The sequence below is a fragment of the Joostella sp. genome (genome assembly GCF_048266025.1).
Taxonomy (GTDB): domain Bacteria; phylum Bacteroidota; class Bacteroidia; order Flavobacteriales; family Flavobacteriaceae; genus Galbibacter; species Galbibacter atrarenae.
Window position 1 is genome coordinate 130,167 of record NZ_JBLXAF010000010.1, and the last position, 20,897, is coordinate 151,063.

A 20,897-nucleotide genomic window follows, 5' to 3' on the forward strand; every position below is an offset into this window, starting at 1 on the left:
ACATGATTACACAAATAACTAAAGGCATAAAAATCTCTGTCAAGACTAGTTTTGAAGGTGCATTCTTCAAGAACTACAAGATGCATTATGCTTTTGGGTATAAGATTACTATTGAAAACCAAAGTAAGGATTCTGTACAACTAACCTCTCGCCACTGGCAAATATTCGACGCGCTTAATGACGTTGAAATCGTTGACGGAGAGGGTGTAATAGGAAAAAAACCAGTTTTAAAACCTGGAGATTCACACACATACACGTCAGGCTGCTTATTAACTTCTCCAATTGGAGCTATGAGAGGCCATTACAACATGGTAAATTTCACTTCTACAAGAAAATTTAGAGTCATTATTCCTACATTTAAATTATGCGCTCCTTTTGCTCTTAATTAGGGATATATTCTTTAACATTATTTTACTTTTTAAACCCTTCTGCATTTAGTACCTTTGATTAAATTATTTAATTCAATAAATACAGAAAGTATGGGTAAAGGCTTTTTTAATGTCCCTCCGGCAATCAACGAACCTGTTAAAACTTACGCTCCAGGATCTCCTGAGAGAGAATCAGTACTAAAACAGTACGATGAAATGTTTAACAGCACAGTAGACATCCCACTTTACATTGGAAGTGAAGAAATTAAAACAGGAAACACCAAACCTCTGTCTCCTCCACACGACCATCAGCATATAGTTGGTAAATACCATCTTGCAGAAAAGTCTCATATTGATAAAGCTATAGCTAACAATCTTGAGGCTAGAAAAAAATGGGCTGCTTTAAATTGGGAACAACGAGCTGCAATTTTCTTAAAGGCTGCAGATTTAATCGCTGGCCCTTACAGAGCTAAAATAAATGCTGCTACAATGATAGCGCAATCGAAAAATATTCATCAAGCGGAGATAGATTCAGCTTGCGAGTTGATCGATTTCTTGAAATTCAACGTAGAATATATGGCAAAAATCTACAGCGATCAGCCAAAATCTGATGACGGAATTTGGAATCGTGTAGAATACAGACCGCTTGAAGGTTTTGTATACGCTATTACTCCTTTTAACTTTACTGCTATTGCTGGAAATCTTCCTGCTAGTGCAGCTATGATGGGGAACGTTGTTTTATGGAAGCCTAGCGACAGTCAAGTATATTCTGCAAAAGTAATTGTAGATATATTTAAAGAAGCTGGATTACCAGACGGTGTGATTAATGTTGTATATGGAGACCCGGAAATGATTACCAATACTGTTATTGAAAGTCCAGATTTTGCTGGAATTCACTTTACAGGTTCTACAAATGTCTTTAAAGGAATTTGGAAGAAAATTGGAAATCATATCGATATCTATAAAACATACCCGAGAATTGTTGGAGAAACAGGGGGTAAAGATTTTATCATTGCTCACCCTTCTTCTAATCCAAAACAAGTAGCAACTGCTATTTCTAGAGGTGCTTTTGAGTTCCAAGGACAGAAATGTAGCGCTGCGTCTCGTGTTTATCTACCTAAATCTATTGCTGATGAAGTTCTAGATTACGTAAAAACTGACGTTGAGTCTTTCAAAATAGGAGCTCCTAATAATATGGAGAACTTTATTACTGCCGTAATTCATGAAGGTTCTTTTGACAAGCTTGCTAGTTATATCGATCAAGCGAAAGAAGATAAAGACGCTAGAATTCATGCTGGTGGTACATACGATAAATCTAAAGGATACTTTGTTACTCCAACGGTTATCGTTACTACAGATCCAAAATATAAAACAATGACTACTGAGCTTTTCGGACCAGTTGTTACTATATATATTTATGAAGATGATAAATGGAGTGAAACACTAGAATTAGTAGATGGAACTTCTGAATATGGCTTAACTGGTGCTGTTTTCTCAGCATGTAGATATACTATTGAAGAAGCAACAACTGCATTACAAAATTCTGCTGGAAACTTCTATATCAATGACAAGCCAACAGGAGCTGTTGTAGGACAACAACCATTTGGAGGAGCTAGAGCTTCAGGAACAAATGATAAAGCTGGTTCATCACAGAATTTATTACGTTGGGTATCACCTAGATTAATAAAAGAAACTTTTGTTAGTCCAGTAGATTATAGATATCCTTTCTTAGGAGAATAAATTGGCATTACATATAATTTTAAAAGCCCTTGAGTTTACTTTCGAGGGCTTTTTTAATTTACACAAACAACTGATTATCAAAAATAAAATCTTTCTAATGTTAAGTTAATGTTATCAAATTGTGTCTTAATTGTAAATTATGTGTATCTTTGTGTTTAAACAAAAAAGCTGAAGATGATGAAAGATGAACAAAAAAGATGTATTCTGAGTATCAAATACTCAATACTAGACACTACAAAAGGTAATAAGAGAGAAACTACAGAAGTAGAACGTGTGTTTATTGCAAAGAATAAAAATACGCTCTTAAGAAAGATCGAAGCTTTCGAGGATAAGCTTAGAAAAAAAACACGCCCTAGCTTCCTAAAAAGAAAGACACAGTATGTGAAGCACTTTTTAGAAAGTTGGCGCTATACGTATAACTCAATGTTGAGAATGTAATTTTATTTACCGGTATATTTTAAAGGAAGGTGAACCACTTTTTTGGTTTCGAAGAAATCTTCCCCAAAATAGTCAGGCAAGTTGAAGATCTTAGCCGTTTTATAAATGGCTAGCTCTTCACTTAAATCACCACCCTTTAAATACAAGATTCCATTTTTAAGAGTGTGTTGAGAATTCTTTTTCACTTTTCCTTTCACCCATTTTACAAAATCTGGCATATTTGTAACAGCTCTACTTACTATAAAATCAAATTCAGATTTCACCTTTTCAGCACGAATTTGTTCTGCAGTTACATTTTCAAGTTTTAAGGCCTGTGCTACTTCATTTACAACAGTAATTTTTTTACCAATTGCATCAATTAAATAGAATTGAGTTTCTGGAAATAAAATAGCAAGTGGAATTCCAGGAAAACCGCCACCAGTACCTACATCTAAAATAGAAGATCCAGGAAGAAAAGGTTGCACTTTGGCAATACCTAGAGAATGCAGTACATGTCTTACATATAACTCATCTATATCTTTCCTGCTGATAACATTAATCTTACTATTCCAGTCTTTATACAAAGCTTCAAGTTTTAAAAACTTAGCAACTTGATCTTCAGTTAAAGAAGGAAAATACTTATCTATAATCGCTACTGACATTATTTTCTGAAATTTTAACAAAAATAGGGAATAATACGCGCACTTTTCAACTTTTTAAGACGTTAAACACTTAATTAATGTCTATTTTTGTTTACTACATTTCTTTACACAAAACCTGTCAAAGAAAAAATGAATAAATGCTTATGAACGCGAGTAAGAATATTAGGTTTTCTAGAAAAGACCCAGCAAAGTTTTTTAAAACTTTAAACACAAGAGTTAACAATTATTTCCACGAAAACAATATTAAAAAAACTGGAAACTGGAAACTTTATCTCAAAACGGCGATAATGTTTGCTATTTTCTTAGTTCCATATTTTTTAATCCTAACCATAGACATGAACCAATGGTTACAATTATTGCTTACAATTGTAATTGGAATTGGAATGGCAGGAGTTGGAATGAATGTTATGCATGACGGAAATCATGGATCATATTCATCTAAAAAATGGATCAATAAAGTAATGGGAGCCAGCATCTACATTCTTGCTGGAAATGTATATAACTGGAAAGTACAACACAATGTACTTCACCATACCTACACAAATATTCCTGGTCATGATGAAGACTTAGATGCTGGAAGAATCATAAGATTCAGCGAGCATTCTAAATGGAGTAAAATGCATAGATTTCAACATTACTATTCTGTATTTCTATACGGACTTCTAACGCTTAACTGGGCTATCACTACCGACTTTAAGCAAATGAGAAGGTACATGAAGAAAAAATTATCATACGGTAAATTTCCGAACCCTGCTAAAGAATGGAGTGTATTAATCATTACAAAAATCATCTACATAACTGTTTGGATTGCTATCCCAATGTTTTTTATCGATTTAGCATGGTGGAAAGTATTAATCGGATTCTTCGTTATGCATTACACTGCTGGATTAATATTAAGCATGGTATTCCAATTAGCACATATCGTAGAAAATGCAGACACAGTATTACCAGATGAAGCGGGAACTGTAAAGAATACTTGGGCAATACACCAGTTATTTACAACTACTAATTTTGCTACAAAAAACAAGATTGTAAATTGGTTTACTGGAGGTTTAAACCACCAAGTAGAGCATCATATTTTTCCTAACATTAGCCATATACATTACACAAATATTGCTAAAATTGTTAAAGAAACTGCGGGAGAGTTTAATTTACCATACTACGAGTATGAAACTACAAGAAAAGCTATAATTTCGCATTTCAAACATTTAAAAGCATTAGGTGAAAAACCTACGTATGTTTACAACTAAACACAATTTCATTTTATGACACAATTATTATCTGAAAGAGTTTTAAACATGGCAACTTCTGCAACACTTGCCATGGCTGCAAAAGCAAGAGAACTAAAAGCCGAGGGTAAAGATATAATAGGCTTAAGCCTTGGTGAACCTGACTTTAACACTCCAGAATTTATTAAAGATGCTGCCAAGCAAGCAATTGACGACAATTACAACAGCTACTCTCCAGTAGATGGTTATGCTGACTTAAAGACTGCTATTATCAATAAATTTAAAAGAGATAACAACTTAACATACACACCTAACCAGATTGTAGTATCTACAGGAGCTAAACAATCGTTAGCTAATGTTGCTCTTACAGTTATAAACCCAGGAGATGAAGTTATTCTTCCCGCTCCATATTGGGTAAGCTATTCAGATATTGTAAAAATTGCTGAAGGAGTTCCTGTTGAAGTACAAACTTCAATTGAAAACGACTTTAAAATGACAGCAGAACAACTAGAAGCTGCTATCACTCCTAAAACGAAAATGATTTGGTACAGCTCACCTTGTAACCCAAGTGGATCTGTTTACAGTAAAGAAGAATTAGAATCTTTAGCTGTAGTTTTAAGAAAACACCCAAATATCATTATTGTTTCTGATGAAATCTATGAACACATTAACTTCGGTGATGGTCATACAAGTATAGCTTCTATAGATGGGATGTACGACAGAACTGTTACTGTAAATGGTGTGTCTAAAGCATTTGCTATGACAGGTTGGAGAATTGGATATATCGGAGCTCCTGAGAAGATAGCAAGAGCTTGCAACAAAATGCAAGGTCAGATTACAAGTGGTGCAAACTGTATTGCTCAGAGAGCTACAATTACTGCATTAGAAGCTCCTGTTAGCGAGATAAAATATATGATTGATAAATTCCATGAAAGAAGAGACCTTGTATTAGGCTTATTGGGAGAGATAAAAGGCTTCCAACTTAATGTTCCTGAAGGTGCTTTTTATGTATTTCCAAACATCTCTGATTTCTTCGGAAAAACAATAAGAGGTAAAAAGATCGAAAATGCATCAGACTTTTCTTTACTACTTCTAGAAGAAGCTAATGTAGCTACAGTTACTGGTGAAGCTTTTGGAAATCCAAACTGTATTAGAATATCTTATGCTGCTTCTGAAGAAAACTTAATAGAAGCCATAAAGAGAATAAAAGAGGTGCTTTCTTAAGGAAAACACTTTTACATATTATTATAAAAACAAAAAAGCGAAGTCTCCACTTCGCTTTTTTTAAACTTAATTCCCTCAAATTCTCATCATTGCTTATTGAGAAATGTAGGGTGTAAATATATAAACTTACCTTATTAATTATAAGGGGAAAAACCCCCTTTATACATTGTAGGCGTATTGATTCTTCTAAAATATAATTTAAGTACGCTTCCAGAAAAAAGGAGAAAACAGTATTAATACTGTAAACAATTCTAACCTCCCTAAAAGCATTAGAAAAGAACACCACCATTTACCAAGCATCGGTAGTGAATCAAAATTTGTAAGCGGATGTAACGAACCTAAACCTGGCCCTATATTCCCTAAAGAAGATGCAGAACCTCCAATTGCAGATTCAAAATCCAATCCTAAAGCTCCTAAAACCACTGCTCCCGTTATAAAAAGTAGCATGTAAATAATAAAGAACCCTAAAATATTATAAATGATATTCTCTGGCACTGTTTTCCCGTTATATCTCACAGGGATAATTGCATTTGGATGTAAAGTTCTTTTAAACTCCAACAAACCATTTTTTATCATAAGTAAATGCCTCACTACTTTGACTCCCCCTGCAGTAGAACCAGCTGATCCTCCTACAAACATCAATCCGAAGAAAACAATAGTAAGAAAAGGAGTCCAACTTGTAAAATCTGCAGTTACAAATCCTGTAGTCGTAATTACAGAAATAACTTGAAATAAAGCATGTCTAAATGAGCTTTCTGCCATTCCGAAAACCATAGGGTGGTACTCACTAACTGGCACATTCGCCTTAAAATAAATAACCAAAGTAGCTATAACAGTTACACAACCTACCAATAATGCGTAAAACCGAAACTCATAATCTTCAATTATTTTACGGACTTTCCCCTTAAACATAAAATAACTTAAAACAAAGTTTGCTCCAGCTACAAACATAAAGAAGATAACAATATACTCTATTAACGGATTATCATTCCAATAAGCTAAACTAGCATTTTTTGTAGAGAAACCTCCCGTAGAAAGCGTTGCCATTGCATGGTTTATCGCATCAAAGAAATTCATTCCTGCAAGCTTTAAAAGCAACGTTTCAGCCAATGTATACCCAACATAAATAAACCACAAACGTTTAGCTGTGTCTGTAATCCTTGGGTGTAACTTATCTGCACTTGGTCCAGGAGCTTCAGCTGCAAAAAGCTGCATCCCTCCTATTCCTAATAGGGGTAAAATCGCTATAGCCAAAACTATAATTCCCATTCCCCCTATCCAATGCGTAGTACTCCGCCAAAACAAAATCCCTTCAGGAAGCACTTCAATATCATTTAAAATAGACGCTCCTGTGGTAGTATAACCACTCATTGTTTCGAAAAAAGCATTGGTAACAGATGGGATCGATCCTGTAAAAAGATAAGGTAACATTCCAGAAAGCGTCATAAAAACCCATCCGAAGGAAACAATCATATATCCTTCCCTTTTCTTAATTTCCTTTTTATGTTCTTTAGTTACATACATTAAAAGGACTCCTAAAAAAACGGTTGTAATTCCAGCAAAACTAATTTCCAACGTAGCTCCATCTTTATACAACCCACTAACAATAGCAGATAGGATCATAAAGCCACCATTACAGAGCAATAAAAGCCCCATAAAATGAAAAATTATTTTAGTATTTAGTCTTTTCATAAAGATTAGAGAAATAGTTTTTCTACTTTGGAAATTGATCTTGGCAAGCAGCAAACTACGACTCTATCTCCTGCTTTTATTTGGAAGTCTCCAAGAGCAATAATACCTTCTCCGTCTCTTACAACTCCTCCTATAATTGCAGATCTAGGAAAACTTATATCTTTTATTATTTTTCCTGTAACAGCAGAAGTTGGTTTTACTATAAACTCAAGCATTTCTGCATTTAAGTTATTCAGCTTGGTAAGTGCTACCACTTCACCTTTTCTTATATGTCTAAATATATTATTTGCAGCTAAAAGCTTTTTATTAATAAGCGTATCTATTCCTATAGACTGAGAAAGTTGGAAGTAATCCATATTCTCCACCAAAGCTATAGTTTTCTTAATGTTTTTAGATTTAGCCATCAAGCAAGACATAATATTCGTCTCCGAATTTCCTGTAACCGCTATAAAAGCATCCATCTCACTAATATCTTCTTCCTCCAGAAGGTCTACATTTCTTCCGTCTCCATTGATTATCAAAGCATTTGGAAGGTCATCAGCTATATCAAAAGCTTTACTTTTATCTTTTTCAATAAGTTTAACTCTAAACTTACTACTACATAAATCTCTAGCAGTTTTAAAACCTATTTTACTTCCACCGAGAATCATAACATTTTTAATCTCCTCACGTGTTTTTCCAGTAAGTTTATAAAGTTCGTCTACTCCTTCTTTTAAGGTAACAAAATATGCCTGATCTCCTTCTTTAAAAACGGTATCTCCACGTGGAATAAGAGTATATTGTGTACCAAAACGTTGGATTGCAATCGGCACAAAATGTAATTCAGGAAAAATATTTGCAGCCTCTTGTACAGATTTTCCAACAAAAGGAGCCGTACGCTGAAGCGATGTTCCCACCATTATTAGAGCGCCATCTTCAAACTCATAACTATCGTTAAATGCAGATTGATCCAATAACAATTGAATCTCTTCCGAAGCTAACTTTTCGGGAGAAATTAATTCATCTATTCCAAGAGTATCAAACTTAATCTCGTCTTTATAATGAATAAACTCAGTATTAGAAATCCTAGCAATGGTTCGTTTACAACCAAGTTGCTTCGCCAATAAACACAATGTTATATTTGTTGTTTCTGAAGAAGTAACACCTATCATTAGGTCCGAAGAATCTATTCTTGCTTCTTTCAATACAGAAACCGAAGTAGCATCACCTCTTAAAACTTTAATATCCAAATGAGTATCTGCATAATTCAGACTCTCTTTGTCATTATCTATAAGGGTTATGTCTTGAGATTCGTAAGAAAGTAGTTTTGCTAAATGAAACCCTACTTCGCCAGCACCTGCAATAATTATTTTCATTGAATTACGTAGACTATTTTAGGATACAAATATATATTAAATAAAATTAGATTTAAAGGTTAAGACCACTATATAAATACCTCTTTATTAATGTATTTGAATCCATATAATTGTTAAAATATCTTTTATTAGAAGAAAAGCTGCTCCCCTTTCCACATCCAATTATACTGAATTTAATATAAATAGGGTCATAGGATACTATTAGTATCTTAGGATTTAACTCGACTAGATAAAATCTAAGTATTATATTTACCAAAATTTTGTTGATGGAGAAGAAAGTAACACCATATAAGGATTCCGAATTAGGAAAAAAACAACAGGTAACTCAAATGTTTGATACCATTTCTGGTAAATATGACGGTTTAAATAGGGTTATATCCTTTGGTATTGATATAAAATGGAGAGAAAAAGTAGTTGCTTTGGTAAAAAATACCAAGCCAGCTACAATTCTAGATATCGCAACTGGAACAGGAGATTTAGCTATTAATATGGCCCTAAAAATAGATGCTGAAAAAATTACAGGTCTAGACATCTCTCCAGGAATGCTTGAAGTTGGAAAACTTAAGGTAAGTGAAAAAAAATTATCTGATAAAATAGATATGGTTATTGGTGATAGTGAAGCTTTACCCTTTGAAGACAATTCTTTTGACGCTATTACCGTTGCTTTTGGAGTAAGGAATTTTGAAGATCTTGAAAAAGGATTGGCAGAAATTTACCGTGTACTTAAAAAGGGAGGGATTTTTGTAGTTTTAGAAACATCAAATCCTACAAAACCACCTTATAAACAAGGGTATAACATTTACACCAAATCGATCCTTCCTATAATCGGAAAACTGTTCTCAAAAGACCGCTCAGCTTATGCTTATTTATCAGAATCTGCATCTGTTTTTCCTTTTGGTGAAGAATTCAACAATATTTTACGTAAAATTGGGTTTACTAATGTGGAAGATAAGCCACAGACTTTCGGAGTTGCAACTATCTATGAAGCATATAAATAATATGCCTTAAACATTACAAACTTAACCTCGATGATGAAAAAATTAGTCTTTTTAATACCTGCTTTACTTTGTTTCTGCCAGACGGTTTTCCCTCAATTTAATGAAAATCCAATCTTAAATTTAGAAAACGAAGATAAAAAGCGTCTCAATTGGGGATACTTTTTAGGTTTTAATCAATATAATTTTAAGTTTGATTATATAGATAATGCTTCTACAACTGACCAAACAGATGTTCAAGTAGGAAAAAGTCTTGGTTTCAATGTTGGGCTAATTGGAGAGGTTAGACTAAATGATTACTTTGATGTTCGTTTGGAGCCAGGTTTGTACTACACACAAAGAGATTTGCTTTTTCCTGGGTTTAGTGATCCAAATGATGCTATTAGAGAAGTAAAATCTACCTATATACATGTGCCTCTTTTAATAAAAGCTAGCACGAAAAGACTTGGTAATTTTAAACCATATATAGTTGGAGGAGTATCTACTTCTTTTAACTTAAGTAGTAGTGAAGATAGCACAAAGGACACTTCTGATGGAACTTTAAGAATGAAAAAAAATACTTACTATTATGAGTTAGGCTTCGGAATAGATTTCTATTTGCATTATTTTAAGTTCTCCCCTTCCATACGTGGAGTTTTCGCTTTAACAGACGAATTGGTTCAAGATATTGACCCCAATAGCGAATGGACTTCTAACATTAACAATATGTATTCTAGAGGTGTATTTATTAATTTTACTTTTGAATAATGCGTTAGATGAAATAAGTATATTGTTTATAACAAAATAAATAACCAAAATACATCATTATTTTCAACTACCTCCTTTTAAACTCACTTAAAAGAATAGCTGTTGCAGTAGCTACATTTAGGCTTTCTGTTGCTTGAATATCTCCAAAACGCGGAATACTTATTTCGTTTTTAATTAGAGAAAGAATAGAGTCAGAAATTCCATTAGCCTCATTTCCCATTACCAAAATAGCATCTTTAGGAACTTCCGTTTTATAAATATTTGCCCCTTCCATGGTTGCACAAAATATAGGACAGTTTGCATTTTTCAAATAACTTTCTAAATCTGTATACACAACATTTACTCTCGTTAAAGATCCCATTGTTGCTTGAATAACTTTTGGATTATAACAATCTACTGTATGTTCGCTACACACAAGTGTTTTTATTCCAAACCAATCGCACATCCTTATAATAGTTCCCAAATTTCCAGGGTCACGAACATCATCTAAAGCAAGTATCAATCCCTTTTCTTCAATTTCTGAAGGAGGTTTCATATAAAAAACAGCGAGAACAGGACTTGGTGTTTTCAATCCACTCATCTTTTTAAGAATCAGTTCTGAAACTAAATTTACTTTTTCAGGATTTATATCCACCAGATCCTCTTTAAGAGCATAAATTTTATGAAGCTTAAAGTCAGATTTCAAAAGTTCATTAATTACTTTTACACCTTCAGCAATAAAAAGTCCCTCTTTATTTCTGTACTTTTTTTGATGTAAGCCCGTTATAAGTTTTATTTCGCTTTTGCTAACCATTCAAATAATGTATTTTTGACGTTAAATTAATTAATTACCCGATTGAAACAATTTTTTGTAAAAATAACAGTATTATTTATTGTAATACTATTTATATCCTCTTGTAATGCCATAAAAAGGGTTAAAGATGGTCAATATCTCCTTACAAAGAATAATGTTTTAGTTAATGACGAGAAAATTAAGAACGATGAAGTTCAAGGACTCCTCTCGCAAAGACCTAATAATCTAGGGAGATTAGCACTTTATAATCTGGCTAAAGAAAACCCAGACTCTTTTTACGTAACTAGACTTGATAGCACATTAAAGGATATCAATATCTTTGAACGCCTAATTTCTAAAAAACAACTCGTACAAATTGCCGATTATAAGATTAATTTTCATCATTGGCTAAAGAAAACTGGTGAGGCTCCCGTAATTATCGATCCTGCAAAAACTATAAAATCCGCAGAACGATTAACCCAATATTACGAGACAAAAGGATACTTTAATAACACAATACAAGTAGAAGTAGATACTGCAGAACAGAAAGAAAAAAGGGCTGTTGTGAACTACAAACTTACTACCGGTCCTACCTATTATTTAGATAGCATTACTACACAGATTACATCTAAAGATTTAGATTCTATCTATGATAAATACAAGCGATTTTCTAGAATTCGAGAAGGACAAAAATTTGATCTTGATAATTTTCAGAATGAAAAAGAGCGTTTAAATACCTTATTTGCCAATTCTGGGATTTATAAATTTCAACCCAACGCCATTACTTTCGATATTCATAGAGATACCACAACTGGAAAAGATTATAAAATGCCAGTTAGTGTATCGATTAATACGGTTGCAGATCAACAAGGTGACTCTACAAAAAATGTAGAATACAAAGTGCACCATATAAATAAGGTAAATATTTTTGCTGATTATTCTTTTAATAATATGGATTCCCTTCAATCCATCGAGAATGACGGCTATACAATATACTATAAGGACAAATTAAAATATAGACCGAATGCATTAACAGATGTTATTGCCATTATCCCTGGAAATGTTTACAAAGATTCTGAACGTGCTTTAACCTCTAAACAGATTAATAACCTTAAGGTTTTTAAGTATCCTAACATTAATTATAGTTATGTAGACAGCACGGATAATCAACTAAATACTAATATTTATTTAGCTCCAAGATCAAGGTTTTCATTAGGTTTTAGCACCGATGTTCTTCATTCTAACATTCAGGATATTGGAATTTCCTTTAGCTCATCAATCATTAGCAGAAATATATTTAGAGGGGCAGAAACTCTAGATTTAGCATTTAGAGGTACAGTAGGGTCTTCTTCAGATTTTAAAAATAGCAGTAGTAGCTTTTTCAATTTAGCAGAATTTGGAGCGGATATAGGTTTAAATTTTCCTCGTATATTTTTTCCAATAAATACAGACCGATTTATTCCGAAATCTATGTCACCAGAAACTAGATTTTCTATTGGTACTACTATTCAGAAGAATATTGGATTAGACAAACAAACTTTTAATGGTATTTTACGTTATAAATGGAGTCCTACCAGTCAACGGAAAAATATATTCGAGCTTTTAAATATTCAGTATGTAAAAAATTTAAATATCGACAGGTATTATGATGTATACGATAATAGCTATGGAGATTTAAATAGTGTTGCTAGTGATTATATACAAGTTGCAGATACGAGTTATTATGATCCGAATGGTAATTTAATTATTCCTGATGGAACCTCTGGTTTTACAAACGATGTACTTGATGGAACTATTCCTGCTTCAAGTGATGATGTTAGTGAAGTGTCACGCTTAGAAGACCGAAGAGATAGACTTACCGCCAACAACTTAATATATGCGAGCAATTATACGTATTTTAAAAATAATCGTAGAAATGCCAATGACAATAATTTTTTTCAATTTAGAGGAAAGATAGAATTGGCAGGAAACTTACTTTCTGCAATTGCTCCTTTAGTTGATTTCGATCAAAATGAAAATGGAGACAATCTTATTTTTGGAGTTCAATATTCTCAATATGTAAAAACAGAATTAGACTATATTAAATACTGGAGGCTATCTAGAAGTAATGTTCTTGCTTTCCGAAGCTTTCTTGGTGTTGCTATTCCTTACGGAAATGCAGATAACATTCCTTTTATACGAAGTTATTTTGCAGGAGGATCAAACGACAATAGAGCTTGGCAGCCCTATTCTCTTGGTCCTGGGAGAACAGACAATGTAAATGATTTTAATGAAGCCAATCTAAAAATAGCTTTCAATTTAGAATATCGATTTAATTTAATTGGTGATTTTAAAGGTGCTCTTTTTGCAGATGCAGGAAATATTTGGAACTTTTTAGATGATGTGGAAGAAGAAGCAGCCGTTTTTGAGGACTTAGGATCCTTAAAAGAAATTGCATTAGGTACAGGCTTTGGTCTGAGATATGATTTTAATTTCTTTATTTTACGCTTCGATATTGGTTTTAAGACCTTCGATCCATCTTATGAAAAGAGCAAAAGATGGTTTACAGATTACAACTTTGGTAATGCTGTATATAATATTGGTATTAATTATCCTTTTTAAGAGAGGTAAATTTATTATTTTTGCGTACGCATTATAAAAACAACTGAATATAAATTAGAAACTTAAATTTTATGAGCCATAATATCAAACCAGGTGTAGCTACAGGAGATGAAGTACAAAAAATCTTTAACTACGCCAAAGAAAAGGGATTCGCACTCCCAGCAGTAAACGTAATAGGAAGTAGTACAATCAATGCAGTATTAGAAACAGCTGCAGATTTAAATGCACCTGTTATTATTCAATTCTCTAATGGAGGAGCACAATTTAATGCAGGTAAAGGACTTTCTAACGACGGACAACAATCTGCTGTTGCAGGAGCTGTTGCCGGAGCTAAGCATGTTCACGAATTGGCAGTTAAATATGGTGTACCTGTAATTTTACATACAGACCACTGTGCAAAAAAATTATTACCATGGGTTGATGGAATGTTAGATGCTAGTGAAAAGCATTTTGCTGAAACAGGAAAACCATTATTCAGTTCACATATGATTGACCTTTCTGAGGAAGATATCAAAGACAACATCGAAACATGTTGTGGATACTTACAAAGAATGGAAAAAATGGGAATGACTCTAGAAATCGAATTAGGGATTACTGGAGGTGAAGAAGATGGTGTTGATAATACAGATGTAGACGATTCTAAATTATATACACAACCAGAAGAAGTAGCATTTGCTTATGAAGAGCTTTCAAAAGTATCTTCTAGGTTTACAATTGCAGCTGCTTTTGGAAACGTACACGGGGTTTACAAACCTGGAAACGTAAAACTTACTCCAAAAATCTTAAAGAATTCTCAAGAATATATTTCTAAAGAGTACAATGTGCCTGCAAATACAATTGACTTTGTATTTCACGGAGGTTCTGGTTCTACTGTAGAAGAAATTAGAGAAGCAATTGGTTACGGAGTTATAAAAATGAATATTGACACAGACCTTCAATACGCTTACTTAGAAGGAATTAGAGATTACATGAGTGAAAAAGCTGATTACTTAGCTGCTCAAATTGGTAATCCTGACGGTGACGATGCTCCAAATAAAAAGCATTATGACCCAAGAGTTTGGATTCGTGAAGGTGAAAAAACTTTCATCACTAGACTTAAGAAAGCTTTTGAAGATTTAAACAACGTAAACACGTTATAATAAACCGCTTTAACATTCATAAAATATTTTATGAATATTATTAAATTATACTAAGAATATGGCTTGGTTCAAAAGAAAAGAAAAAGGTATACAAACCACTACCCAAGAGAAAAAAGATACCCCCAAAGGATTGTGGTATAAATCACCTACCGGGAAAATTGTAGAAGCAGACGAGCTTGCTAAGAACTTCTATGTAAGCCCTGAAGATGATTATCACGTTCGTATTGGTAGTAAAGAGTATTTTTCGATTTTATTTGATGACAATAAATTCAAAGAATTAGATCCTAACCTAGAATCTAAAGACCCTTTGAACTTTGTTGACACTAAAAAATATTCAGACCGCTTAAAGCAAGCTCAAGAAAAAACTGATTTAAAAGATGCTGTAAGAACTGCAACTGGAAAATCTAAAGGAAAAGAACTTGTTGTAGCTTGTATGGATTTCTCTTTCATTGGAGGTTCTATGGGAAGTGTTGTTGGAGAAAAAATAGCGAGAGCGATTGACTATTCAATAAAAAAGAAATTACCTTTTGTAATGATTTCTAAGTCTGGTGGAGCAAGAATGATGGAAGCTGCATTATCTTTAATGCAATTAGCTAAAACATCTGCTAAATTAGCGCAGTTATCAGAAATTGGAATTCCTTACATCTCTCTTTGTACAGATCCAACTACTGGAGGAACAACTGCTTCCTACGCAATGCTAGGAGACATAAACATTGCAGAACCAGGTGCATTAATTGGTTTTGCTGGTCCTAGAGTTGTAAAAGAGGCTACTGGAAAAGATTTACCAGATAACTTCCAGACATCAGAGTTTTTATTAGAGCATGGTTTCCTTGACTTTATAACACACCGTAAAGAGTTAAAAAATAAGATTAATTTATATATTGATCTTATTCAAAATCAAGCGGTAAGAGCTTAATTATTAGTTTTCAATATTATAAAAAATCCGTAACGATATATATTGTTACGGATTTTCTTTTTTTACGTAAATAACCTTAGACAAAAATAGCTGATAATTAAATTATTACTATCTTTGCGCCCAATGATAGAAAATCTATCAAATACATAAGAATCATTTAAATAATATTGGCATGTATTTAGCTAAAGAAGTAAAAGCAGACATATTTAAACAATATGGTGGTGATGCTAAAAACACCGGATCTGCAGAAGGACAAATTGCTTTGTTCACTCACAGAATTAATCATTTAACTGGACACTTAAAAAACAATCGTAAAGATTTCAATACAGAGCGTTCATTAGTTATGTTAGTAGGTAAAAGAAGAAGCCTACTTGATTATTTGAAGAAAAAACATATCGAAAGATATCGTGCTATCGTCAAAGAATTAGGATTAAGAAAGTAAGATATAAGGGAGCAATTTGCTCCCTTTTTTATTTTAAATATATTTGATAAGCTAATAATTATTCTCTAAATCATCTGTTACAGAATTTATTACAGAAATTCGAAGTATAATTATTACCTTTAACCATTATAAATAATTATAGATCGTTTAATCACTTTCTAAACATATAAAAAAGCTTAAGATTAATAGTTTTTCATTGGGACACAACAACTACAACAACACAACTACCTCCGTTTATAAAACGGAACCCATTGTTTAACAGCCTGTATTAAACAGGAAAATTAAAAAACTATATGATTCCAAAAGTATTTAAAGAGGTCATAGACCTTGGTGACGGTAGAGAAATTACTCTAGAAACTGGAAAACTAGCAAAACAAGCACACGGAAGTGTTGTAGTTCAATCTGGAAAATGTATGTTACTATGTACAGTTGTTTCCAATTACAAACAATCTGACGTAGACTTTTTACCTTTAACAGTAGACTATAGAGAAAAATTTGCTGCTGCTGGTCGCTATCCTGGTGGTTTCTTCAAAAGAGAAGCAAGACCTAGTGATGGTGAGGTATTAACTATGCGTTTAGTAGATCGTGTATTACGCCCATTATTCCCAAAAGATTATCACGCAGAAACTCAAGTGATGATTCAATTAATGTCTCATGATGAAGACGTTATGCCAGATGCAATGGCTGGATTAGCTGCTTCTGCTGCTATTCAATTATCTGATTTCCCATTTGAATGCCCCATATCAGAAGCTAGAGTTGGTCGTGTAAATGGAGAATTCATCATCAACCCAACAAGAGCACAGTTATTAGAATCTGACATCGATATGATGATCGGTGCTTCTGCAGACTCTGTTATGATGGTTGAAGGTGAAATGGATGAGATTTCAGAAGAAGAAATGGCTGAAGCAATTAAATTTGCTCACGAAGCTATTAAAGTTCAATGTGCAGCTCAAGTAAAATTAGCTGAAGCATTTGGAAAGAAAGAAACTCGTGAATATGAGCCAGAAAGAGAAGATGAAGACTTGGCTAAAAAAATTCATGATTTAGCATATGATAAAGTATACGCTGTAGCAAAAGCAGGATCTTCTAAACACGAAAGAGGAGCTGCATTTGCGGAAATCAAAGATGAAATAACTGCTTCTTTTTCTGAAGAGGAACAAGAAGAATTCGGCGGACTAATCTCTAAGTATTATAGCAAAGCTGAAAAGGCTGCTGTTAGAGATTTAACGCTAAATGAAGGTTTACGTCTTGATGGTCGTAAAACTGACGAAATAAGACCTATTTGGTGTGAAGTAGATTATTTACCATCTACACACGGATCTGCAATTTTTACTCGTGGAGAAACACAAGCTTTAGCTACTGTTACTTTAGGAACAAGTAGAGAAGCTAACCAAATAGATATGCCATCTTTTGAAGGTGAAGAGCGTTTCTATTTACACTATAACTTCCCTCCTTTTTCAACAGGTGAAGCGCGTCCAATTAGAGGAACGTCTCGTCGTGAAGTTGGACACGGTAACTTAGCGCAACGTGCATTAAAAGGAATGGTTCCTGAAGATTGCCCTTACACAGTACGTGTAGTATCAGAGATATTAGAATCTAATGGTTCTTCTTCTATGGCTACAGTTTGTTCTGGTACAATGGCTTTAATGGATGCAGGTGTACAATTAAAGAAACCTGTTTCTGGTATTGCTATGGGATTAATTTCTGATGCAGAATCTGGAAAATATGCTGTTCTTTCTGATATTCTAGGAGATGAAGATCACTTAGGAGATATGGATTTTAAAGTAACTGGTACCGCTGACGGTATTACTGCTTGCCAGATGGATATTAAAGTAAAAGGATTAAGCTATGAGATTTTAGTAAATGCACTAAAACAAGCTCGCAACGGTCGTTTACACATTTTAGACAAGCTAACTGAAACAATTGCTACTCCAAATGCAGATGTTAAAGGACATGCACCTAAAATGGTTACTAGACGTATTCCTAATGAATTTATTGGAGCTTTAATCGGTCCTGGTGGAAAAGTTATCCAAGAGATGCAAAAAGAAACTGGAACTACGATCGTAATAAACGAAGACCCAGTTACAGAAGAAGGTATCGTTGAGATTTTAGGAGTTGGTAGCGAAGGAATCGATGCCGTAACTGCAAAAATAGATTCTATACTATTCAAGCCTACAAAAGGAGAGGTTTACGAAGTAAAAGTAATTAAAATGCTCGATTTTGGTGCAGTAGTAGAATATACAGCTGCTCCTGGTAATGAAGTATTATTACATATTTCTGAACTGGCTTGGGAACGTACAGACAACGTTACTGATGTTGTAAACTTAGGAGATGTATTTGAAGTTAAATATTTCGGGGTAGATCCTAAAACAAGAAAAGAAAAAGTATCTAGAAAAGCGATTTTACCAAAACCAGAAGGTTTTGCTGAAAGACCACCTCGTGAAAGAGATGGAAACCGCGATAATAGATCTAGAGATAATAGAGGTGATAGAAAGCCTAAAAGAGATTAGATATTGATATTTATTTAATTTTAAAGTGTGGTAAAAAGTCTGGTATTAATAGTATACCGGACTTTTTTTATACCACTATTTTATTCTGAATATGCATCAAAAAAAAAAGGAAGCTTAGCTCCCTTTTTTTAGTTTAATTCATTTATATATCTATGATTCTAACGTGTTCTTCCTTCAGCAAGTGCACTTTGCAAAGCTTCTTTTAATTTAGCTACTTTTTCTGGATGTTTTTCCGCAATATTATTAAGCTCCTTTGGATCTTCTTTTAAGTTATATAACTGCACCTCTTCACTATTACCTGTCTCCTGTCCTCCTTCAACATCTATTGCCCAGCTAAGTCTCTTAGCACCCTTTTTTGGCTGGATATACTTCCATTCGTTTTCTAAAAAAGCTAAAGTTCTAGCATGCTCAATCATTGTAGATCTACCTTCTGTAGAAATTCCTACAAATGCATCCCAAATATTAAAACTATCAACAGCATCCTCTTTATCAAGTGGAACACCAAAATAATCAGCAAATGACGCTAAGAAGTCAACTTGATTGACCATCGCATCAGAAACAGACCCTGCTTTAATTTTATTAGGCCATCTTATGATTGTTGGTACTCTAGTACCTCCCTCAAAAATGCTGTACTTTCCAGAACGGTAAATACCAGATGGCTTATGCCCGTTAATTTCTGTAATAGCCCCATCTACATAACCGTCATCGAGTATTGGTCCATTATCACTAGAGAAAATAACGATCGTATTATCTTCGATATTTAAATGCTCTAATAACCTCATAATTCTCCCCGTAGTATCATCTAATTGTAAAACAGCATCACCACGATAACCTAAACCACTTGCTCCTTTAAATCTAGTATCTGGCATTCTGGGAACATGAATATCACTTAAAGAGAAAAATAAAAAGAAAGGTTCTTCTTGACTATTTATAATAAAATCCTCTGCCTCACTATAAAAATCATGAGCTAATTCTTCGTCTGTCCAACGAGATCTTGTTCCACCTTCCATAAATCCCATTCTAGAAATACCATTTACAATAGTACCATCATGACCCAAACCTGGAGTAAAAGGCATTTTTAATAATTCAGGATTCTCTTTACCTGTAGGCTCATCCCCTATTTTTTTTCTATAACTAACAGCTATAGGGTCGTTATCTTCTAACCCTAAAATATCATGATTTTTCAAGTAAACAGTTGGTACTCTATCTGCAGTAGCCGGAAAGATAAAAGAGTAATCAAAGCCAACTTCGTTAGGACCAGGTTTAATAGATTGATTCCAATCTATAGCGCCACCATCTCCGAGTCCTAAATGCCATTTACCAACTACAGCCGTTTTATATCCTTTATTTTTAAACACTTTTGGGAGTGTCATTTTATCTGTTGGAATTATTAGACCAGCATCACCATTAAGTACTCCTGTACCCTTTTTTCTAAAAGCATAATTACCGGTTAGCATTGCATATCTTGAAGGTGTACATGTAGCTGAAGCACAATGTCCGTTAGTAAACATTAAACCTTCATTGGCCAACTTATCAATATTAGGCGTATTCAATGCTTTAGCTCCATAGGCACTTACATCACCATAACCCAAGTCATCCGCATAAATAATAATAACGTTTGGTTTATCGTGGTTTACTTTGGAAGAGTCTGCTAATAAATCTTCCTTCTTATTATTGCTTTCATTACAAGAAAACAATAAAATACCCATTAATAATAATTGTGAGATTTTAGTCAAGTTCATTGTTAGTTAATTATAGATTTATACGTTTAAAACTTACACCCTTCATAAGTATCAAAAGCACAAAGCAGATTGACATTAATATGAAAGTTAAATTCAGTCCTAAAATAAGTAAAAAAAGTAAAATCTACAATTAAAATAATAATACGTAAATAAAAGATGTGTAAATTCTTATTTATTGAATAAAAACATAGAAGATTAAAGTGTTAGGCGAAGTAGTAAAGAGTTAAATATGAATTCATATAACTACAATATTCACTTAAGTATATACCAAAAAAAATCCTCATCAAATACATGATGAGGATTCTAAAGAAGGCGGCGACCTACTCTCCCACTTTCGTAGTACCAT

17 protein-coding genes are annotated in these 20,897 nt (G+C 33.5%); 12 read left to right on the forward strand and 5 right to left on the reverse strand.

What is annotated here, in order from left to right; translation table 11 throughout:
- Nucleotides 1–2: 2 nt before the first annotated feature.
- The 3 genes from apaG (at nucleotide 3) to ACN0TY_RS15240 (ending at nucleotide 2,546) form a co-directional block, all read left to right on the forward strand.
- Nucleotides 3–389, forward strand: coding sequence for a Co2+/Mg2+ efflux protein ApaG (gene apaG / locus ACN0TY_RS15230; protein WP_236959773.1), 387 nt, complete (start codon nucleotides 3–5; stop codon nucleotides 387–389).
- A 90-nt stretch (nucleotides 390–479) separates the two neighbouring features.
- A complete protein-coding gene (gene pruA, locus ACN0TY_RS15235; RefSeq protein ID WP_236959772.1) occupies nucleotides 480–2,108 on the forward strand; it encodes an L-glutamate gamma-semialdehyde dehydrogenase in 1,629 nt (542 codons plus the stop codon).
- A gap of 174 nt (nucleotides 2,109–2,282) precedes the next feature.
- Nucleotides 2,283–2,546: a hypothetical protein gene (locus tag ACN0TY_RS15240; protein WP_417445158.1), complete on the forward strand. Its 264-nt coding sequence runs from the start codon at nucleotides 2,283–2,285 to the stop codon at nucleotides 2,544–2,546.
- A gap of 2 nt (nucleotides 2,547–2,548) precedes the next feature.
- On the opposite strand, the gene rsmG is transcribed toward ACN0TY_RS15240, so the two are convergent.
- Complete coding sequence (rsmG, locus tag ACN0TY_RS15245; protein WP_417445159.1) at nucleotides 2,549–3,187, reverse strand: 16S rRNA (guanine(527)-N(7))-methyltransferase RsmG; 639 nt, start codon at nucleotides 3,185–3,187, stop codon at nucleotides 2,549–2,551.
- Between the two features lie 143 nt (nucleotides 3,188–3,330).
- Between rsmG and ACN0TY_RS15250 the strand changes: the two genes are divergently transcribed.
- Nucleotides 3,331–4,437: a fatty acid desaturase family protein gene (locus ACN0TY_RS15250; RefSeq protein ID WP_236959769.1), complete on the forward strand. Its 1,107-nt coding sequence runs from the start codon at nucleotides 3,331–3,333 to the stop codon at nucleotides 4,435–4,437.
- Between the two features lie 15 nt (nucleotides 4,438–4,452).
- Nucleotides 4,453–5,640: a pyridoxal phosphate-dependent aminotransferase gene (locus ACN0TY_RS15255; protein ID WP_417445160.1), complete on the forward strand. Its 1,188-nt coding sequence runs from the start codon at nucleotides 4,453–4,455 to the stop codon at nucleotides 5,638–5,640.
- A gap of 198 nt (nucleotides 5,641–5,838) precedes the next feature.
- Here the strand turns inward: ACN0TY_RS15255 and ACN0TY_RS15260 are convergent, their stop codons facing one another.
- Together ACN0TY_RS15260 and trkA are read right to left on the reverse strand one after the other, a co-directional pair.
- Entirely contained in the window at nucleotides 5,839–7,332 is a 1,494-nt protein-coding gene (locus ACN0TY_RS15260) for a TrkH family potassium uptake protein (RefSeq protein ID WP_236959767.1), read from the reverse strand.
- A 5-nt stretch (nucleotides 7,333–7,337) separates the two neighbouring features.
- A complete protein-coding gene (gene trkA / locus ACN0TY_RS15265) occupies nucleotides 7,338–8,687 on the reverse strand; it encodes a Trk system potassium transporter TrkA (protein WP_417445161.1) in 1,350 nt (449 codons plus the stop codon).
- 266 nt (nucleotides 8,688–8,953) lie between these two features.
- Between trkA and ubiE the strand changes: the two genes are divergently transcribed.
- Nucleotides 8,954–9,685 carry a bifunctional demethylmenaquinone methyltransferase/2-methoxy-6-polyprenyl-1,4-benzoquinol methylase UbiE gene (gene ubiE / locus ACN0TY_RS15270; protein ID WP_417445162.1) on the forward strand — a complete coding sequence of 244 codons (732 nt, stop codon included), beginning with the start codon at nucleotides 8,954–8,956 and terminating at the stop codon, nucleotides 9,683–9,685.
- Nucleotides 9,686–9,718: 33 nt separating this feature from the next.
- Nucleotides 9,719–10,429: a porin family protein gene (locus ACN0TY_RS15275; RefSeq protein ID WP_417445170.1), complete on the forward strand. Its 711-nt coding sequence runs from the start codon at nucleotides 9,719–9,721 to the stop codon at nucleotides 10,427–10,429.
- A gap of 67 nt (nucleotides 10,430–10,496) precedes the next feature.
- Here the strand turns inward: ACN0TY_RS15275 and ACN0TY_RS15280 are convergent, their stop codons facing one another.
- Nucleotides 10,497–11,222: a TrmH family RNA methyltransferase gene (locus ACN0TY_RS15280; RefSeq protein WP_417445163.1), complete on the reverse strand. Its 726-nt coding sequence runs from the start codon at nucleotides 11,220–11,222 to the stop codon at nucleotides 10,497–10,499.
- Between the two features lie 42 nt (nucleotides 11,223–11,264).
- Between ACN0TY_RS15280 and ACN0TY_RS15285 the strand changes: the two genes are divergently transcribed.
- From ACN0TY_RS15285 to ACN0TY_RS15305, 5 genes are all read left to right on the forward strand, one after another.
- Entirely contained in the window at nucleotides 11,265–13,802 is a 2,538-nt protein-coding gene (locus tag ACN0TY_RS15285) for a BamA/TamA family outer membrane protein (RefSeq protein WP_417445164.1), read from the forward strand.
- 71 nt (nucleotides 13,803–13,873) lie between these two features.
- On the forward strand, nucleotides 13,874–14,941 hold the full coding sequence (gene fbaA / locus ACN0TY_RS15290; protein WP_236959762.1) for a class II fructose-bisphosphate aldolase: 1,068 nt from the start codon (nucleotides 13,874–13,876) through the stop codon (nucleotides 14,939–14,941).
- Between the two features lie 58 nt (nucleotides 14,942–14,999).
- On the forward strand, nucleotides 15,000–15,857 hold the full coding sequence (gene accD, locus ACN0TY_RS15295; RefSeq protein WP_417445165.1) for an acetyl-CoA carboxylase, carboxyltransferase subunit beta: 858 nt from the start codon (nucleotides 15,000–15,002) through the stop codon (nucleotides 15,855–15,857).
- A gap of 172 nt (nucleotides 15,858–16,029) precedes the next feature.
- Nucleotides 16,030–16,299 (forward strand): 30S ribosomal protein S15, encoded by a 270-nt coding sequence (rpsO, locus tag ACN0TY_RS15300; protein WP_236959760.1) that lies wholly within the window; start codon nucleotides 16,030–16,032, stop codon nucleotides 16,297–16,299.
- Between the two features lie 293 nt (nucleotides 16,300–16,592).
- Complete coding sequence (locus tag ACN0TY_RS15305; protein WP_236959759.1) at nucleotides 16,593–18,809, forward strand: polyribonucleotide nucleotidyltransferase; 2,217 nt, start codon at nucleotides 16,593–16,595, stop codon at nucleotides 18,807–18,809.
- Between the two features lie 158 nt (nucleotides 18,810–18,967).
- Here the strand turns inward: ACN0TY_RS15305 and ACN0TY_RS15310 are convergent, their stop codons facing one another.
- Entirely contained in the window at nucleotides 18,968–20,551 is a 1,584-nt protein-coding gene (locus ACN0TY_RS15310; RefSeq protein ID WP_417445166.1) for a sulfatase family protein, read from the reverse strand.
- Nucleotides 20,552–20,897: the final 346 nt, after the last annotated feature.

Excerpts from the sequence above, each read along its gene's own strand:
- apaG (WP_236959773.1), top strand. The coding sequence starts at position 3 with ATGATTACACAAATAACTAAAGGCATAAAAATCTCTGTCAAGACTAGT.
- pruA (WP_236959772.1), top strand. The coding sequence starts at position 480 with ATGGGTAAAGGCTTTTTTAATGTCCCTCCGGCAATCAACGAACCTGTT.
- ACN0TY_RS15240 (WP_417445158.1), top strand. The coding sequence starts at position 2,283 with ATGATGAAAGATGAACAAAAAAGATGTATTCTGAGTATCAAATACTCA.
- rsmG (WP_417445159.1), bottom strand. The coding sequence starts at position 3,187 with ATGTCAGTAGCGATTATAGATAAGTATTTTCCTTCTTTAACTGAAGAT.
- ACN0TY_RS15250 (WP_236959769.1), top strand. The coding sequence starts at position 3,331 with ATGAACGCGAGTAAGAATATTAGGTTTTCTAGAAAAGACCCAGCAAAG.
- ACN0TY_RS15255 (WP_417445160.1), top strand. The coding sequence starts at position 4,453 with ATGACACAATTATTATCTGAAAGAGTTTTAAACATGGCAACTTCTGCA.
- ACN0TY_RS15260 (WP_236959767.1), bottom strand. The coding sequence starts at position 7,332 with ATGAAAAGACTAAATACTAAAATAATTTTTCATTTTATGGGGCTTTTA.
- trkA (WP_417445161.1), bottom strand. The coding sequence starts at position 8,687 with ATGAAAATAATTATTGCAGGTGCTGGCGAAGTAGGGTTTCATTTAGCA.
- ubiE (WP_417445162.1), top strand. The coding sequence starts at position 8,954 with ATGGAGAAGAAAGTAACACCATATAAGGATTCCGAATTAGGAAAAAAA.
- ACN0TY_RS15275 (WP_417445170.1), top strand. The coding sequence starts at position 9,719 with ATGAAAAAATTAGTCTTTTTAATACCTGCTTTACTTTGTTTCTGCCAG.
- ACN0TY_RS15280 (WP_417445163.1), bottom strand. The coding sequence starts at position 11,222 with ATGGTTAGCAAAAGCGAAATAAAACTTATAACGGGCTTACATCAAAAA.
- fbaA (WP_236959762.1), top strand. The coding sequence starts at position 13,874 with ATGAGCCATAATATCAAACCAGGTGTAGCTACAGGAGATGAAGTACAA.
- accD (WP_417445165.1), top strand. The coding sequence starts at position 15,000 with ATGGCTTGGTTCAAAAGAAAAGAAAAAGGTATACAAACCACTACCCAA.
- rpsO (WP_236959760.1), top strand. The coding sequence starts at position 16,030 with ATGTATTTAGCTAAAGAAGTAAAAGCAGACATATTTAAACAATATGGT.
- ACN0TY_RS15305 (WP_236959759.1), top strand. The coding sequence starts at position 16,593 with ATGATTCCAAAAGTATTTAAAGAGGTCATAGACCTTGGTGACGGTAGA.
- ACN0TY_RS15310 (WP_417445166.1), bottom strand. The coding sequence starts at position 20,551 with ATGAACTTGACTAAAATCTCACAATTATTATTAATGGGTATTTTATTG.